Origin of the sequence: Thermocatellispora tengchongensis (genome assembly GCF_014202315.1) — a bacterium.
Taxonomy (GTDB): Bacteria; Actinomycetota; Actinomycetes; order Streptosporangiales; family Streptosporangiaceae; genus Thermocatellispora; species Thermocatellispora tengchongensis.
This window is the reverse complement of sequence record NZ_JACHGN010000001.1, coordinates 523,053-539,906: the sequence shown is the minus strand read 5'-3', so window position 1 is coordinate 539,906 and position 16,854 is coordinate 523,053. Positions and strand designations below refer to the sequence as shown.

At 73.0% G+C, this 16,854-nt stretch carries 16 protein-coding genes; 13 read left to right on the top strand and 3 right to left on the bottom strand.

What is annotated here, in order from left to right:
* Positions 1-85: 85 nt before the first annotated feature.
* The 9 genes from HNP84_RS02745 (at position 86) to HNP84_RS02705 (ending at position 8,791) form a co-directional block, all read left to right on the top strand.
* Positions 86-1,402: an ABC transporter substrate-binding protein gene (locus tag HNP84_RS02745; RefSeq protein WP_246517709.1), complete on the top strand. Its 1,317-nt coding sequence runs from the start codon at positions 86-88 to the stop codon at positions 1,400-1,402.
* Complete coding sequence (locus tag HNP84_RS02740) at positions 1,399-2,289, top strand: carbohydrate ABC transporter permease (protein WP_185047684.1); 891 nt, start codon at positions 1,399-1,401, stop codon at positions 2,287-2,289. The genes HNP84_RS02745 and HNP84_RS02740 overlap by 4 nt, the downstream gene beginning before the upstream one ends.
* Before the next feature lie 3 nt (positions 2,290-2,292).
* Positions 2,293-3,171 (top strand): carbohydrate ABC transporter permease, encoded by an 879-nt coding sequence (locus HNP84_RS02735; protein ID WP_185047683.1) that lies wholly within the window; start codon positions 2,293-2,295, stop codon positions 3,169-3,171.
* A gap of 34 nt (positions 3,172-3,205) precedes the next feature.
* Positions 3,206-4,204 carry a LacI family DNA-binding transcriptional regulator gene (locus HNP84_RS02730; protein WP_185047682.1) on the top strand — a complete coding sequence of 333 codons (999 nt, stop codon included), beginning with the start codon at positions 3,206-3,208 and terminating at the stop codon, positions 4,202-4,204.
* Between the two features lie 70 nt (positions 4,205-4,274).
* On the top strand, positions 4,275-5,585 hold the full coding sequence (locus HNP84_RS02725) for an erythromycin esterase family protein (protein WP_185047681.1): 1,311 nt from the start codon (positions 4,275-4,277) through the stop codon (positions 5,583-5,585).
* Between the two features lie 14 nt (positions 5,586-5,599).
* The gene (locus HNP84_RS02720; protein WP_185047680.1) at positions 5,600-6,280 is read left to right on the top strand and encodes a dienelactone hydrolase family protein; all 681 of its coding nucleotides are present in this window, start codon (positions 5,600-5,602) and stop codon (positions 6,278-6,280) included.
* 71 nt (positions 6,281-6,351) lie between these two features.
* Positions 6,352-7,590 (top strand): sensor histidine kinase, encoded by a 1,239-nt coding sequence (locus HNP84_RS02715; RefSeq protein WP_185047679.1) that lies wholly within the window; start codon positions 6,352-6,354, stop codon positions 7,588-7,590.
* Positions 7,581-8,231 carry a response regulator transcription factor gene (locus HNP84_RS02710; RefSeq protein ID WP_185047678.1) on the top strand — a complete coding sequence of 217 codons (651 nt, stop codon included), beginning with the start codon at positions 7,581-7,583 and terminating at the stop codon, positions 8,229-8,231. The genes HNP84_RS02715 and HNP84_RS02710 overlap by 10 nt, the downstream gene beginning before the upstream one ends.
* A 29-nt stretch (positions 8,232-8,260) precedes the next feature.
* Complete coding sequence (locus HNP84_RS02705) at positions 8,261-8,791, top strand: hypothetical protein (RefSeq protein ID WP_185047677.1); 531 nt, start codon at positions 8,261-8,263, stop codon at positions 8,789-8,791.
* Between the two features lie 94 nt (positions 8,792-8,885).
* Here HNP84_RS02705 and HNP84_RS02700 read toward each other — a convergent pair whose 3' ends face one another.
* A complete protein-coding gene (locus tag HNP84_RS02700; RefSeq protein ID WP_185047676.1) occupies positions 8,886-9,551 on the bottom strand; it encodes an NAD(P)-dependent oxidoreductase in 666 nt (221 codons plus the stop codon).
* A gap of 72 nt (positions 9,552-9,623) precedes the next feature.
* On the opposite strand from HNP84_RS02700, the gene HNP84_RS02695 reads away from it, so the two are divergent.
* The 4 genes from HNP84_RS02695 to HNP84_RS02680 all read left to right on the top strand — a co-directional run bounded on the left by HNP84_RS02695 (position 9,624) and on the right by HNP84_RS02680 (position 13,455).
* Positions 9,624-9,989, top strand: coding sequence for a winged helix-turn-helix transcriptional regulator (locus HNP84_RS02695; RefSeq protein WP_185047675.1), 366 nt, complete (start codon positions 9,624-9,626; stop codon positions 9,987-9,989).
* A 798-nt stretch (positions 9,990-10,787) separates the two neighbouring features.
* Positions 10,788-11,405: an SRPBCC family protein gene (locus tag HNP84_RS02690; RefSeq protein ID WP_312923479.1), complete on the top strand. Its 618-nt coding sequence runs from the start codon at positions 10,788-10,790 to the stop codon at positions 11,403-11,405.
* Positions 11,406-11,512: 107 nt separating this feature from the next.
* Positions 11,513-11,812, top strand: a complete 300-nt coding sequence (locus HNP84_RS02685) for a hypothetical protein (RefSeq protein ID WP_185047674.1) — start codon at positions 11,513-11,515, stop codon at positions 11,810-11,812.
* Positions 11,809-13,455, top strand: a complete 1,647-nt coding sequence (locus HNP84_RS02680; protein WP_185047673.1) for an amidase — start codon at positions 11,809-11,811, stop codon at positions 13,453-13,455. The genes HNP84_RS02685 and HNP84_RS02680 overlap by 4 nt, the downstream gene beginning before the upstream one ends.
* 71 nt (positions 13,456-13,526) lie before the next feature.
* On the opposite strand, the gene HNP84_RS02675 is transcribed toward HNP84_RS02680, so the two are convergent.
* Positions 13,527-14,855, bottom strand: coding sequence for an MFS transporter (locus HNP84_RS02675; protein ID WP_185047672.1), 1,329 nt, complete (start codon positions 14,853-14,855; stop codon positions 13,527-13,529).
* A 99-nt stretch (positions 14,856-14,954) separates the two neighbouring features.
* A complete protein-coding gene (locus HNP84_RS02670; RefSeq protein ID WP_185047671.1) occupies positions 14,955-16,817 on the bottom strand; it encodes a helix-turn-helix domain-containing protein in 1,863 nt (620 codons plus the stop codon).
* Positions 16,818-16,854: the final 37 nt, after the last annotated feature.

Here is a 16,854-nt window from a genome sequence, read left to right as displayed (position 1 = left end):
GGCATTGACACCGCGTTTCCGGGATTTCAGTCTGTGAACGTTCACAGAACCATGCCCGGCACCCCCACCGGAGGAATGTATGCGCATGAGCCGTCTCGCGGTCGCGACGACCGCGGTTCTCGCCGCCGCACTGGCCGCCGGCTGCTCCAGCGGCGGCGGCAGCACCGGAACCGCCTCCTCCGCCGAGCCGGCCGCCCCCGGCTCGGCCGGGCCGGTGAACCTGACCTACTGGACCTGGGCCCCGAACATGGACAAGGTCGTGGCGGTGTGGAACGCCAAGAACCCCGACATCCAGGTCACCATCAGCAAGCAGGCGGGCGGCGACGACGCCGCGGCCAAGTTCCTCACCGCCGCCAAGGCCGGCAACCCGCCCGACCTGGTCCAGGCGGAGTACCAGATGCTGCCCTCCTTCGTCGCCGCCGACGCGGTCGCCGACATCAAGGCCGAGACCGCCGCGATCAAGGGCGAGTTCTCCCCGGGCATCTGGGGCCTGGTCACGCTGGGCACCGAGGGCGTGTACGCCGTGCCGCAGGACAGCGGCCCGATGATGCTCTACTACCGGCAGGACCTGTTCGACAAGTACGGCATCGAGGTGCCCAAGACCTGGGACGAGTACGCCGAGGCCGCCCGCACCGTGCGCGAGAAGGACCCCAAGGTGTTCCTCGGCACGTTCTCCAGCAAGGACCCCGGCTCGTTCGCGGGCCTGGCCCAGCAGGCCGGCGCCCAGTGGTGGTCGATCTCCGGCCAGTCGTGGAAGGTCGCGATCAACGACCCGGCGACGGTCAAGGTGGCCGACTACTGGGGCAACCTGGTCAAGGAGGGCGTGATCGACGACCAGCCGTACTTCACCCCGGAGTGGAACAAGGCCCTCAACGACGGCACCCTGCTCACCTGGCCCTCGGCCGTGTGGGGTCCGGGCGTGCTGTCCAGCAACGCGCCCAAGGGCAAGGGCAAGTGGGCCATCGCCCCGCTGCCGCAGTGGAGCGCCGGTGAGAACCACAGCGGGTTCTGGGGCGGCTCCTCCACCGCCGTCAGCGAGAAGTCGCCGCACCGGGCCGCGGCCGTGAAGTTCGCCACCTGGCTGAACACCGACCCCGAGGCGCTCGGGCTGCTGGTCAGGGAGGCCGCGATCTACCCGGCCGCCACCAAGGGCGGCACCCTGCTCGGTGACACGCCGGAGTACTTCGAGAACCAGCCCGACTTCTGGGAGCAGGCCACGCGGATCGCCGCGACCGCGCGCGGGTTCACCTTCGGGCCGAACGTGAACGTGGCCTACAGCGCGTTCAAGGACGCCTTCGACAAGGCCGTGCAGGACAAGTCATCCTTCTCCGCCGCACTCGCCGCGATGCAGGAGGCCACGGTCGCGGACATGCGCAAGGCCGGCTTCCAGCTCGCCCGATGAGCACCCTCTCGACCCGGCGCACCCCGGCGCCGTACCTGTTCCTGGCGCCGGCGGTGCTGCTGTTCGGGCTGTTCCTGGCGATCCCGATCGGCTACACGGTCTACCTCAGCCTGCGCGGCACCAAGGTGAGCGGACTCGGGCTGGGCAAGGGCGCCCGGCAGGAGGTGTTCACCGGGCTGGACAACTACGCCGCCGCGATCGGCGACGGCGAGCTGTGGGCCGGCTGGCTGCGCGTCCTCGGCTACGGCACGCTGGTGCTGGTCGTGATGCTCGGCCTGGCCCTGCTGTTCGCGCTGCTGCTGGACTCCGCGCACGTGCGGCTGGCCAGGTTCTCCCGGATCGCGATCTTCCTGCCGTTCGCGGTGCCGGGCGTGGCCGCCACGCTGTTGTGGGGCTTTCTGTACCTGCCCAGCCTGAGCCCGATCCGCCAGGTGCTCGACGTGGACCTGCTCGGCTCGGGCACGGTGGTGCTGTCGATGGCGAACGTCGCGGTGTGGGGCGGCGTGGGGTTCAACATGCTGGTGCTCTACACGGCGCTGCGCGCGGTGCCGCGCGACTACTACGAGGCCGCCCGGCTCGACGGCGCCTCGGAGGTCCAGATCGCGCTCCGGATCAAGATCCCGATCCTGATCCCGGCGATCATCCTGACCACGGTGTTCTCCATCATCGCCACCGTGCAGGTGTTCACCGAGCCGACCACCCTGCGCCCGCTGACCAACACGATCAGCTCGACCTGGAGCCCGCTGATGAAGGTGTACCGGGACGCGTTCGTGACCGGCGACATCTACTCGGCCGCGGCCACCTCGATCGTGATCGCGGCGATCTCGCTGGTGCTGTCGTTCGGATTCCTGCGCGTCGTGCGCGACCGCGCCTTCGGGGAGGGCTGAGCCATGGCGACGACGGCTGTGCGCACGGCGGCGCACCGGGCCGCCCCGCGCGGGCGGCGGGCGTACGGGATCGCGCCGACCGCGATCCTGCTGCTCGGCGCGGTCTACTGCCTGCTGCCGGTGAGCTGGGTGCTGGTCGCGGCCACCAAGTCCAAGGCCGAGCTGTTCTCCACCACCGCGTTCGCGCCCGGCACCGGCCTGCTGTCCAACCTGGCCGACCTGGCGGCCTACCGCGACGGCGTGTTCTGGCTGTGGCTCGGCAACACCTTCCTGTACGCCGGCGGCGGCGCGCTGCTGTCCACCGCCGTCTCCACGATCTCCGGCTACGCCCTGGCCAAGTACGACTTCCGCGGCCGGAACCTGGTCTTCAACATGCTGATCGGCGGCATCCTGGTGCCCGCCGTCGTGCTGGCCGTGCCGCAGTACCTGCTGATGTCGGCGGTGGGGCTGGCGGACACGTACTGGTCGGTGCTGCTGCCGCAGATCCTGCACCCGTACGGGATCTACCTGGCCCGGATCTACGCCACCGCGGCCGTGCCCGACGCGCTGCTCGAAGCCGGGCGGATCGACGGGGCGGGGCACTGGCTGCTGCTGCGCCGCGTCGCGCTGCCGCTGATGCTGCCGGGCATGGTGACGATCTTCCTGTTCCAGTTCGTAGCGATCTGGAATAACTTCCTGCTGCCGTTCATCATGCTGGGCGACGACCAGAAGTTCCCGCTGACCGTGGGCCTGTACACCCTGCTCGCGGCCGGGGCCAACCAGCCGTCGCTGTACAACCTGATCATCACGGGGGCGCTGGTCTCGATCGTGCCGCTGGTCGCGCTGTTCCTGACCATGCAGCGTTACTGGCGCACCGACCTCGCGGGAGGGGCGCTGAAGTAAAAGATTCACTCGTGAGTCGGGGAGAATCCGAAGCATGAAACGGCCGACCATCCATGATGTCGCGGCGGCTGCGGGGGTGTCGCGGGGGACCGTGTCCCGGCTGCTCAACGGTGACCGGTACGTCAGCACGGCCGCCCGGGTCGCCATCGAGCGGGCCATCGCCGAGACCGGCTACGTCGTGAACCGCAACGCGCGCAGCCTGGTCACCCAGCGCACCGGCTCGGTCGTGATGGTGCTGTCCGAACCGCAGGAGCACCTGTTCGAGGACCCGAACTACAGCACCACGATGCGGGTCGCGATCCGCATGCTCGCCGAGCGCGACGTGTCGCTGGTGCTGATGATGGCCGGCGACGACGGCGACCGGGAGCGGGTCATCCGGTACGTGCGCGGCGGCCACGCCGACGGCGTGGTGTTGCTGTCCACCCACGCCGGCGACCGCATGGCCGACGTGCTGGTGGAGCTGGGCGTGCCCGCGGTCGCGGTGGGCGCGGTGGTCGGCCGGGAGCGGCAGATCCCGTACGCCGCCGCCGACGACCGCGAGGGCGCCCGGCAGATGACCCGCTACCTGGTCGAGCAGGGCCGGCGCAGGATCGCCACGATCACCGGCCCGATGGACACCCCCGGTGGCATCCAGCGCCTGGAGGGCTTCACCGACGTGCTGGGCCGCAAGGCGTCCAAGAAGCTGATCACGCACGGCGACTGGACCCGGCTCAGCGGCGAGAGCGGCATGGCCCGCCTGCTCCAGGACGTCCCCGACATCGACGCGGTGTTCGTCGCCTCCGACCTGATGGCCGCGGGCGCGCTGTCCACGCTGCGCATGGCGGGCCGCCGGGTGCCCGAGGACGTCGCGGTGGGCGGGTTCGACGACTCCTCGGTGGCGGTCTCCACGCACCCGGAGCTGACCACGATCCGCCAGCCGCTCGCCCGCGTCGCGGAGGCCGCGGTACGCCTGCTGCTCGCCCAGATCGACGGCGAGCGCCCCGAGAGCCCGGTGATACTGCCCACGACGCTGGTGATCCGCGAGTCCACCTGACCACGCCCCCTGGCCCGGCGCATGGGGAGGGCACGCCGGGGTAGGGCGCGCGGTAAGGGGGTGAGCTGTGATGATCGTGCCGACCTCGGGAGGCGTGCCGTCGGACGCGCGGCTCTTCGAGTTGGTGGGCGACGCCCGGTTCGTCCTGATCGGCGAGGCGACGCACGGCACCCACGAGTTCTACGCCGCCCGTGCCGCGATGACCCGGCGGCTGATCGACGGCCTCGGCTTCGACGCGGTGGCGCTGGAGGCCGACTGGCCCGACGCGTACCGGGTGAACAGGTACGTACGCGGCGAGGAGGGCGACACCGACGCCGAGGAGGCGCTGCGCGGCTTCCGGCGCTTCCCGACCTGGATGTGGCGCAACGCCGCCATGCTCGACTTCACCGGCTGGCTGCGCGCCCGCAACGACCGCGCCGACCGCGAGGAGGACAAGGCCGGCGTCTACGGCCTGGACCTCTACAGCCTGCACCGGTCGATCGGGGCGGTCATCGCCTACCTGGAGCGGGTCGATCGCGCCGCCGCCGACCGGGCCAGGGAGCGGTACGCCTGCTTCGACCACTACGACCACGAGGAGGACGGGCAGGCGTACGGGCTCAGGGCGGCGTTCGGCGCCGGCGAGCAGTGCCGCGACCAGGCGGTGGAGCAGTTGATCGAGCTGCGCCGGCACGCGATCGACTACGTGGGCGGCGACGGCGCCGCCGCCGAGGACGAGCTGTTCTACGCCGAGCGCAACGCCCGCACCGTCGAGGCGGCCGAGGAGTACTACCGGGCGATGTTCGGCGACCGCGTCTCCTCCTGGAACCTGCGCGACGAGCACATGGCCGACACGCTGGACGCGCTCGCCGCGCACCTGGGCCGCAGGCGCGGGCGCCCGGCGCGGATCGTGGTGTGGGCGCACAACTCCCACGTCGGCGACGCCGCGGCGACCGAGCTGGGGGCGTCCGGGGAGACCACGCTGGGCCGGCTGGTACGCGAGCGCCACCCGCGCCGGTGCCGCCTCATCGGCTTCACCACCTGGGCGGGCACGGTCACGGCGGCCGACGAGTGGGGCGGACCGGCACAGCTCAAGCGGGTGAACCCGGCGCTGAACGACTCGGTGGAGGAGCTGTTCCACGACGCCGAGCAGGAGGAGTTCATGCTCACCTTCGAGCGCGGCAGCCGGGCGGCCGAGGCGCTGCGCACCCCCCGCCTGGAGCGGGCGATCGGCGTGGTCTACCGGCCCCGCACCGAGCGGCAGAGCCACTACTTCGTGGCCCGCGTCGCCGACCAGTTCGACGCGGTGATCCACATCGACGAGACACGCGCCGTGGAGCCGCTGGAGCGCACGGCGCGCTGGGCGGCCGAGGAACCGCCCGTGACGTATCCGTCAAGCGTGTGAGGGGGGTGGGGCCGGTGAACGCCCCGGCGACGGCCGTACGGCTCCCGGCCGGTGGCGTGGTGCTCGACGCCGACGTCACCGTGCCCGCGGGCGCGTACGCGACGGTGGTCTTCGCGCACGGCAGCGGCAGCGGACGGCACAGCCCGCGCAACAGGTACGTGGCGAGCGAGCTGGCCCGCGCCGGGCTCGCCACGGTGCTGGCCGACCTGCTGACCGCCGAGGAGGACCGCATCGACCTGGAGACCGCCGAGTTCCGCTTCGACATCGACCGCCTCGCCCACCGCGTGGCCGCGCTGACCGACTGGGCCGGCGGCGGCGACCGGGTGGAGGGGCCCATGGGCGTAGGGGGACCGGTGGGCCTGTTCGGCGCGAGCACGGGCGCGGCGGCGGCGCTGGTCGCCGCGGCCGAGGAGCCCTCGCCGGTGCGCGCGGTCGTCTCGCGCGGCGGCCGGCCCGACCTGGCGGGCGCGGCCCTGCGCCGCGTACGCGCGCCGGTGCTGCTGATCGTGGGCGAGAACGACCCGGTGGTGCTGGAGCTGAACCGGGCGGCCATGCGCAAGCTGCCCGGCGAGACCCGGCTGGAGATCGTGCCCGGCGCGACCCACCTGTTCGAGGAGCCCGGCGCGCTGGAGAGGGTGGCCGAGCTGGCCGCCGGATGGTTCCGCGACCACCTGGGCGGGCCACCCCGGGAGTAAAGCCAGCCTCACCATCGGTCCGGATGGCTCACTCATGTCGCGCCCCCGCCGGATTTCCCTACGGTTGGGGTATGACCTACGCCGAGCTGACCACCCCGTGGGACCGGGTGCGCGAGCACTACAGCATGCTCACGCTGATGCGGACCGCCCACGCGGTGACCGGCCTGCTGATCGCGCTGGCCACCTGGGCGGTGCTGTTCGCCCTGATCACGCCCTCGCTGCTGCTGGTGTGGACCCTGATCGTGCCGATCGTGGGGGTGCCGCTGCTGCTGTGGGCGATCCCCCTGCTGACGGCCGTGCAGCGGGCCCGGTTCTCGGCGCTGCTCGATGTGGACATCCCCCCGGTGCCGCGCCCGGCCCGGCAGCGCAACCCGCTGAAGTGGCTGCTGGTCCGGATGCGCAGCGGGAGCACCTGGCGGCAGTTCTGCTACCACCTGCTGTCGCTGCCGATCGCCGTGGCCTCCTTCGGCGTGGTGGTCGGCATCTGGTGCGGCGCGCTGATCTCGCTCGCGTCGGCGGCGGCGGTGCAGGCGCGGGGCGAGACCGAGCTCGCCGTGGCGCTCGCGGTCCTCGGCACGGCCCTGCTCGCGGCCGGGCCGTGGCCGGCCCGCTGGCTGGCCTCGCTGGACGTGCTGGCGGCCCGCGCGCTGCTCGGGCCGAGCCGCGCCGAGGAGCTGGCGCAGCGGGTGGAGAGCCTGCGCGAGAGCCGCGCGGAGGTGGTGGACGCGGCCGACGCCGAGCGCCGCCGGATCGAGCGCGACCTGCACGACGGCGCGCAGCAGCGGCTCGTCTCGCTGGCGATGAACCTGGGCATGGCCCGCGCCGGGCTCAAGGACCTGCCGGAGCCGGCCCGGGAGGTGATCGCCCAGGCGCACGAGGAGGCCAAGCAGGCGCTCAAGGAGCTGCGCGACCTGGTACGCGGCCTGCATCCGGCCGTGCTCAGCGAGGAGGGCCTGGACGCGGCCCTGTCCGGGCTCGCCGCGCGCGCCCCCTTGCCCGTACGCCTGACCGTGGACGCCGCGGGCCGCGCCTCCCCCACCGTCGAGGCCGTGGCGTTCTTCGTGGTGTCGGAGGCGCTGGCCAACGTCGCCAAGCACTCCGGCGCGTCCGGAGCCGAGGTCAGCGTGCTGCGCGAGGTGGAGGGGCTGCGCGTGACGATCCGCGACGACGGGCGCGGCGGCGCCGACCCCGCGCGGGGCACCGGCCTGCGCGGCCTGGCCCAGCGGGTGCGCTCGGTGGACGGCGTGCTGACCATCGACAGCCCGGCCGGCGGGCCCACCACGATCGAGGCCGTGCTGCCGTGCGGGTAGTGCTCGCCGAGGACTCCGTGCTGCTGCGCGAGGGTCTGATCCGGCTGCTCGACTCGGCCGGCATCGATGTCGTGGCCGCGGTCGCCGAGGCCGAAGGACTGCTGCGCGCGGTGGACGAGCACCGCCCGGACCTGGTGGTCACCGACGTGCGCATGCCGCCCGGCCACGCCGACGAGGGCCTGCGCGCCGCGCTCGTGCTGCGCCGCCAGCACCCGGGCCTGGCCATCGTGGTGCTGTCGCAGTACGTCGAGGAGAGGTACGCCACCCGGCTGCTGTCCACCGAGACCCGCGGCATCGGCTACCTGCTCAAGGACCGGGTGGCCGACGTCACCGAGTTCATCGACGCGCTGCGCCGGGTCGCGGCCGGCGGCACCGCGCTCGACCCCGAGGTCGTCGCCCAGCTCCTGGTGCGCCGGCGCAGCGACCCGCTGGACCTGCTGACCCCGCGCGAGTACGAGGTGCTGTCGCTGATCGCCGAGGGCCGCTCCAACGCGGGGATCGCCGACGCCCTGACGATCTCCGAGGGCGCGGTCGGCAAGCACATCAACAACATCTTCGCCAAGCTGGGGCTCTCGGGAGCGGAGAAGGACCACCGCCGCGTCCTGGCCGTCCTGCGCTTTTTGAACATCTCCCCGTCCTGATCCGGCCCCGACCTCGAAAGGCATGAACGATGCACGGCAACGTACGCAGGGCTTGGCGCGTGGCCGGCGGCACGCTCGGCGTGGTCACCGTGGCGGTCATCAGCCTGACGATCTGGGCGGAGATCCAGCTCGAACGCAGCCGCGCCCTCCACTGGCTCCCCAACGCCGAGGCCCGGGTGCGCGCGACCACCGAGACGACGAGCTACTCCTACGCGTTCACCGGGAAGGATCTCTACCTGGACCTGGAGGGCGAGGTCACGGTGCGTATCCGGCAGGGCGAGACCGAGGAGCTGGGGGTGCGGCGGCAGATGTCCTGGAGCCTGAGCAAGCCGGTGCTGTCGGAGTGGTGGAAGGACGGCGCCAAGATGGGCGTCTCCCTGACCTGCCCGGAGGCCGCGGAGCCGGCCGCCCCGGGCCTGCCCGCGGAGACGTGCCGGGTCGAGTACGACCTGACCGTGCCCCCCGGCACCCGCGTCCACACCGAAACCGTCGGCGGCGCGACGGCCTGCGAGGTCTCCCGCCCACAGAGCTGCGCCACCCCTGCCGCGACCAGTCAGTAGCCCGCATGTGGCGGTGCAGGGAGGGCGGCGCCGGGAAGGGCTCAGTACCCGACCGCGACCCGCGAGCCGTGCATACGCCGGCGCCGGGAAGGGCTTAGTACCCGACCGCGACCTGCGCGCGGTGGTGCCGGGGGGCGGTGATCTCATCGACCACCGCCACCGCCAGATCCGCGTACGCGAACGCGCCGGGCAGCAGCGGCGGCCCGTCCAGCACCCGCTCCCCGCCGATCCGGTAGCGGCCGGTGCGCGGCGCGTCGGGGTCCAGCAGGGCCGGCGGCGGCACGAGCATCAGCCAGTCGATCGGGGTGTCCGCCTTCCGGTACGCCTCCAGCTCCTCGGCGTGCCCGAGCGAGAACGCCCGCGCCTCCTCCGGCAGCGCCGGGTCGTCCAGCCCCCGTACGCCCGGCGCGGTCTCCAGCGTGGTCCCGATGCCCAGGGTGACCAGCCGCCCGACCCCGGCCCGCTCCAGCCCGGCGAGCAGCGCCCGCGCGGCCCCCACGAAGAACTCGGCGGAGGGCACGTCGAGCCGGGCGGCGGCGTTGACCGCGGCGGCGTGGCCCGCGGCCACCGCGGCGACGCTGTCGGGGTCGGTCACGTCCCCGGCCACCACGGCGCCCCACCGCCCCAAATCCCGATATTTCGCCACATCACGGACGACCGCGGTGACCCGCCGCCCCCGCGCCGCCGCCTCCTCGACCACCCGCCGCCCGGCGCGGCCACCCGCGCCGAACACCACGATGCCGTTCGCTTCATCTGTCATGCGGCAGAAGGTATGCGGTGAGATGTCGGTTTCCGCAACGATACCGAGGCGGGCGGCGCGTAGCATGACGCCGTGCGCGAGCCTCTCGACCCCGACATGTTCGCCGACTGCCGGCCCGTCTCCAGCGTCCCGATCAGGATCGGGGACAAGTGGACCGGCAAGATCATCATCTGCCTGCGCGACGGCCCGAGGCGCTTCACCGAGCTGCTGGTCCCGCTGCGCGGCATCACCCCCAAGGTCCTCACCGCCTCACTGCGCGCGATGGAACGCGACGGCTTCGTCACCCGCACCGCGTACGACGAGATCCCGCCCCGCGTCGAGTACGAGCTGACCCCCCTCGGCCGCTCCCTCCTCACCCCCATGGCCGTGGCCTGCGAGTGGAACCGCACTCACCTCCCCGCCCTCACCTCCGCCCGCGCCGCCTACGACGCCTCCTGACCCCGCCACCGCGGCCCCATACCGGCCGATGCGGCGAGACACCACTGACGGGTCCACCGCATGTGATCGAAAGGGCCAGGGTCCATGCCATGGGCACCCCCGGCGTACACGGTGCGCGCCCCCGCGACCGCCCGGCCCCCGCTCCGACCTCGTCAGCGAGTCGCGCACCCATCCCGAGGCGTCGGCGGCGCGAAGTGACCGAAGCGATCTTCCACAGGCTGAGCGACGCGATGGCCGGCCCGGCCGAGACGCCGGAGCTCATAAGGGCACCGGCGACTCCTTCACCCTCGCCCCGGGCGTGGACCCGGCCAGGATCATCCAGGTCGCGAGCGAGCGGAAACGGAACGAGCCGGTCGCGCGAAACAAGCCGGTCGCGCAGAACAACCCGGTCGCGCGGAACAATCCGGTGGCACGGAACAAGCCGGTCGGGCTCCGCCTGGAACGGCCCCGGTGACCCCGCACCCCCGCGACCCGCGCCCTGTGCGGCCCGGGAACCCCAGGCCCGCGACCTGTTCCGAGTCAGTGACGCCCCGCCTGAACACCATCCCGATGACCCCACCCCCACAGCCCACCCCCCGTGCGGCCCGGGAACCCCAGGCCCGCGACCTGTTCCGAGCCAGCGGCGCCCCGCCTGAACACCATCCCGATGACCCCACCCCCACAGCCCACCCCCCGTGCGGCCCGGGAACCGCACGCCCGCGACCTGTTCCGGTCACGTGATCGAGGGCCTTTTCAATTGGGTCCCGTGGGATATATGCCATCATTGTGCATATTTCACGTTTATCCCGGCTGTTTCTCGTGCCCCTCTCCGCCCTGACGTTGGTGTTCACCGCGTTCTCCGCCCCGGCGCGGGCCGAGAGCGACGACGACGCGGCGCTGGCGCTCGCGTGGCAGGTCGCCTGGGACACCTACCGGTTCTACGAGTGGGTGACCGAGCCCCTGCCGTGGGACGGCCGCAGCCGGGTCTCCCGCGACATCTCCATCGACATCGACGCCCCGGTGCAGCGCGTCTTCGACGCGTACTCCGACGTCAACAACCACATCGGGATGCACTCGTTCCTGAAGCGGATCGTCACGCACAAGGACTGGACCGAGGGCGCCACGCGCTATGTGAACTTCACCGCGATCGAGGACATCCCGGTGGCGGGCGTCCCGGTGACCAGCCGGACCCACGCGCAGCAGCGCATCCACCGCGACGAGCTGTACTACGAGACCGACACCTGGACCCTGCCGAACGTGGTCACGCACCAGCGGATCGTGTTCCAGGACCTGGGCGGCGGGCGTACGCGGGTGACCGAGCACCTGACGTTCGAGGCGAGCGTGCTGCTCATCGACTTCACCGTGACCAACGGGGTGGCCTCGCACCAGGCGACGCAGGCCGGGCTGAAGGCGGCCATCGAGAACGGGGATATATAACGACACATCGGCAACTTTCGTCACTCCAGTTTCACACGAATGTGATTTCCGGGACATGAGCCCGTTGTGAAGTGCTCTCAAAGCGGACTTTCCTCTGGAGAACATTCGTGACACCCCCCGCACCGACCGACGCGGAGCTCGACGCCGCGATCAGGGCCCGGCTCGCCGTCCTCGGCATCGACCTCGACCAGCTCCCCCCGGGCACCGCGGCCGATCCGGAGACCGGCGCGCCGGGCCGCGACACCGTCCTGGCCTCCCTGCGCTCGTTCATGCGCGGCACCGTCGCCACCCTCGCCGCGTACCGGCTGCCCGCCCCCGACGGGACCGGGCCCGCCGGCGAGCCGGCGCTGTCGCAGCAGCGCGCGCCGATGCTCTACCCGTCGATCGCGACGGAGTGGCGCCGATGACCGCCTCCCCCGAGAACGAGGGCCAGCCGCTCGACCGCGCCTTCGACCGGCGCGCGTTCCTGGCCAGGGTCGCGGCGGTGAGCGCCGCGGGCGCGGCGGTGCCGGCGGCAGTGTCGGCGGCGGCCCCCGCCTGGGCTTCCTCCGGCTCCAACGGCCACGGCAGGGGCGGGCCGGGGCTCGACTCCGCCAACGCCTACGCCAAACCGCGCGCCGCCGCCATGGCCGACCCGACCGAGCTGACGCTGGCCGAGGCCGCGTGGATGATCCGCCACCGCAAGATCTCGCCGCTGGAGCTGACGGAGGCGTACCTGGCCCGGATCGACGCGTACGAGGCGACCTACCAGGCGTTCAACACCGTGCTCGGCGACGCGGCCCGCGAGGCGGCCAGGGCCGCCGGCAGACGGTCACCGCGCGGCGCGCTGCACGGCATCCCGCTCGCGATCAAGGACAACTACTTCACCGCCGGGGTGCGCACGACCGCGAACTCCTACCTGTTCCAGGACTTCGTGCCCGCGTTCGACGCGACGGCGGTGGCCGGGCTCAAGGCGGCCGGGGCGATCGTGCTGGGCAAGACCCAGATGGGCCCGCTGGCCACCACCCGGGCCACGACCCCGGCCGGGGTGATCACCACCGTGAACGCCTGGACGCCCACCCGGCCCGAGGTGAACCCCGGCGGCTCGTCCACCGGCACCGCCACCTCGGTCGCCGGGCGGATGGCGGCCTCGGGCACCGGCACCCAGACCGGCGGCTCGATCACCGCCCCCTCCAACGCGCAGAACCTCACCGGCCTGAAGCCCACCATGGGCCGGGTCTCGCTGCACGGGATCATCCCGCTCAGCTACACCCGCGACCACCCGGGCCCGCTGGCCCGGGACGCCAAGGACGCGGCGATCATGCTCACCGCGATGGCGGGCGAGGACGCCAACGACCCGCGGACCCAGGGCCTGCCGAAGGTGCCGAACCTCATCGACGCGGCCACCCCGGTGTACTCCGGCAACCGGCTCAGGCTGCGCTGGAGCACCCGGATCGGCGTGCTGCCCGGCTACGCCGACGGCGCCTCCGAGACCGCGCGGGCCAGGAAGGCGTTCCTGGCCGCCATGGCGGGCGTCCGCGGCGCGACCCTGGTGGAGGTGCCGTTCCCCGACGAGTGGGACCTGCTCACCGGCAACGAGTTCAACAACGTACGCCTGCCGGAGCGCAGCGAGCCGTTCATGCCCTACCTCCGCGGCGACCTGCGCGGCTTCGGCGTGTCGGTGATCGGCTGGCTGCAGGGCGCGCTGCTCGGCGCGAACGAGTTCGTCACCGGGCAGCGGGCCAAGCTGCTGCTCCTGGAACGGGTGCTCGACCAGATCTTCGACCGGTGCGACGTGGTCGTGCAGACCTCGCCCACCCCGTTCGACGCCATCGGCCTGCCCGAGATCGGCTTCCCGATCGGCTTCACCGCCTCGGGCGAGCCCATCGGCACGATCCTGGGCGGCCTGCCGTACGCCGAGGACCGGCTGCTGTCGGTGGTCGCGGCGTACCAGCAGGTCTCCGACTGGCACTGGCGGCGGCCCGCCGACCCGCCCGCCGCCCAGGCCCGCACCGCCGCGCCCGAGCGCGGCCGGATCACCGCGGAGGAGGCCGCCGAGCAGGCACAGTGATCGTCCTCGGCGCCCGCGGCGCGCGGGCGTGGGCCGGCCGCCCCGCGCCCTGCCCTGACGGCCCCGCGCCGTCAGGGCCTGACCCGCTCCGCCACGTCGGGGGCGTCGGCCAGGGTGACCAGGTCCCGGCCGCGGGTCTCCCGGGCCGCGTAGACCGCGATCAGCGTGAGCACGGCGCCGCCCGCGACGTACAGCATGACCGGCAGCGCCGAGCCGTACGCCTGGAGCAGGGCCACCGCGATCAGCGGCGCCAGGCCGCCGGCCACGATCGAGGCGAGCTGCGCGCCCACCGACACGCCCGAGTAGCGCATCCGGGTGCCGAACAGCTCGGAGAAGAACGCGGCCTGCGGGCCGTACATCGCGCCGTGCAGCACCAGGCCGACCGTGACGGCCAGCGTGATCGCGGCGAAGTTGCCGGTGTCGATCAGCGGGAAGAACGCGAACGCCCACACCCCGACCCCGGCCGCGCCGAGCAGGTAGACCGGGCGGCGGCCCAGCCGGTCGGACAGCGCGCCCCACGCCGGGATCGACGCGAAGTGCACCACCGAGCCGATCAGCACCGCGTTGAGCACGAAGCCCTTGTCCAGCTTGGCCTGCTCCGTCGCGTACACCAGCACGAACGCCGTGATCACGTAGTAGGAGACGTTCTCCGCGAAGCGGGCGCCGATCGCCACGATGACGTCGCGCCAGTGGTGCCGGAAGACCTCCACGATCGGCAGCGACGCCCGCTCCGGCTGGGCCGCCGCGGCCTGCTGGAAGACCGGGGACTCCGCGATGCTCAGCCGGATCCACAGCCCGATCAGCACCAGCACCCCCGACAGCAGGAACGGCACCCGCCAGCCCCAGCTCTGGAACGCCTCGTCCGACTGCACCGCGGCCAGCAGCGCCAGGACCGCGGTGGCCAGCAGGTTGCCGCCCGGCGCCCCGGCCTGCGGCCAGGAGGCCCAAAAGCCGCGCCGCCGCGCGTCGCCGTGCTCGGAGACGATCAGCACGGCCCCGCCCCACTCGCCGCCGAGCGCGAAGCCCTGCACCAGCCGCAGCGCGGTCAGCATCAGCGGGGCCAGGGCGCCGACGGACGCGTACGTGGGCAGGCAGCCGATCAGGAACGTCGCCGCGCCCATCAGCAGCAGGCTGAGCACCAGCAGCTTCTTGCGGCCGAGCCGGTCGCCGAAGTGGCCGAAGACCAGCGCGCCCAGCGGCCGGGCCACGAAGCCGATCGCGTAGGTGAGGAAGGCCAGCAGGGTGCCGGTCAGCGGGTCGCTCTCGGGGAAGAACAGCGTGTTGAAGACCAGCGCCGCGGCGGAGCCGTACAGGAAGAAGTCGTACCACTCGATCGTGGTGCCGATCAGGCTGGCACCGACGATCTTTCCGATTGGGGTACCCGAGGATTTCTGTGCCATCTTCACTCACCAGAAGGAGTCGCGGTTGGGGGATGTCGGCTCACCGTACGTACTCATCGACGCGGCTCCTATGGTGGCCGCCCCCACACCCATGGCGTCCTATATGTGGGTCTTCGCCGTGAGCCGGTGCAGGCGCAACGCGAGCTGGATCTCCAGCGCCCGCTCCGGAGCCTGCCAGCCGGTGCCGAGCAGGCGTCCGATCCGGTCCAGGCGCTGGGTGACCGTGTTGACGTGGATGTGCAGCACCTCGGCCGTGCGCGCGAGCGAGCCGCCCGCCCCGAAGTACGCGGTGAGCGTCTCGACCAGCGCGGTGCCGCGGCGGGCGTCGTACTCGATCACCGGGCCGAGGGCCGAGCCGAGGAATCCCTCGATATCGCGTCCCTCCCCGACCAGCAGTCCCACGAAACCCAGCTCGGCGGCGCTCGTGCCCTCACCGGCGCGTCCCAGCGCGAGCAGCGCGTCGGCGCACCGCCGCGCCTCCCGGTACGCCGCCGGCACCGCGCCCGCGCCCCGCACCGGCCCCGACGCCCCGGCCGTCGCCGGACGCCCCAGCGACGCGCTCAGCTCGCCCGCCACCCGCTTGGCCAGCAGCCCGGGATCGGCGCCCGGCAGCAGCAGCACCACCTCATCGCCCCGCTGCGCCGCCAGCCCGTGCTCCACGGTGGCCCGCGAGGAGGCCCAGAACGCGCCCCTCTCGCGCGAGCCGTCGTGCCGCACCACGATCACGACGTGGTCGGCGTCCAGATCGACGCCCACGCGCCGGGCCCGCTCGGCCAGCCCGGCCAGCCCCGGGCGCGTGATCAGGTCGTCCAGCAGCTCGCCGCGCACCCGGCCCTCGGCCTCGGCCACCGTGCGGCGGAACAGCAGCAGCAGCGCGGTCACCAGCGCGGCCCGCTCCAGGATGCGCTGGTCGGTGTCGGCGACCTCCCGCCCGGCGCGCAGCACCAGCGTGCACAGCGGCTCGCCGCCGACGTCCACGGACGCGACCAGCCGGTCGCCGCGCCGCACCGTGCGACCCAGCGCCCGCGACGACTGCGCCGCCTCGGCCAGCCCGCCCGGGTCCTCGCCCAGGTCACCGAACACGGCCCGCCCCGCGTCGTCGAGCACGGTCAGCGACCCGCCCACCACCTCGGTCACCACGGCGGCCACGTCCTGCACCCCGCCACCGCGCAGCACCAGCCCCGCCATCCGGTCGTGGGCGAGCGCGGCCCGCTCCACGGCCGCGCTGTGCGCGTTCAGCCGCCGGTTGGCCTCGCTCAGCTCCTCCAGCGCGTTGCGCGTCTCCTGCAGCAGGCGGGCGTTGTCGATGGCGACGGCGGCGTGCGCGGCCAGCGAGCCGAGCAGCACCACCTCGTCCTGGGTGAACGGGCGCACGCTCCGGTTGGCCGCGAACAGCACCCCGATCACGCGCCCGCCCAGCTTGAGCGGCACGCCGAGGATGGCGACCAGGCCCTCCTCGCGTACGGCGTCGTCGATGTCGTGGGTGTGCCGGAACCGCTCGTCGGCGAAGTAGTCGGCCGTGGAGTACGGCGTCGCGGTCTGGGCCACCAGCCCGCCGAGCCCGGCGCCCATGGCCAGCCGCAGCGCCCGGAACTTCGCCGACACCGACCCGTCGGTCACCCGCATCCAGGTGTCGCCCCGGTCGGGGTCGTGCAGCGTCATGTACGCGGCGTCGGTGCCGAGAAGCTGCCGCGCCCGGTGCACGATGGCCTCCAGCACCGCGTCCAGGTCGCGCAGCGCGGCCAGGTCGCCGGCGGTGTCGAACAGCGCCGACAGCTCGGCCTCCCGCCGCGCCCGGCGGCGCAGCAGGGTGCGCACCTTGAGCGCGGTGAGCTTGGCCTCCTCCAGCTCGGCCAGCTCCCGCGGATCGGCCCCCGAGGTACGGGCCGCCAGCACGGGCCCCTCGAACTCGACCGCCGACGCCTCTCTGGCCAGCAGCTCAAGAAACACCCGGGCGCTCATACGGCCATTGTCGCCGGTGTTCCCGCCGTTCTCGCCG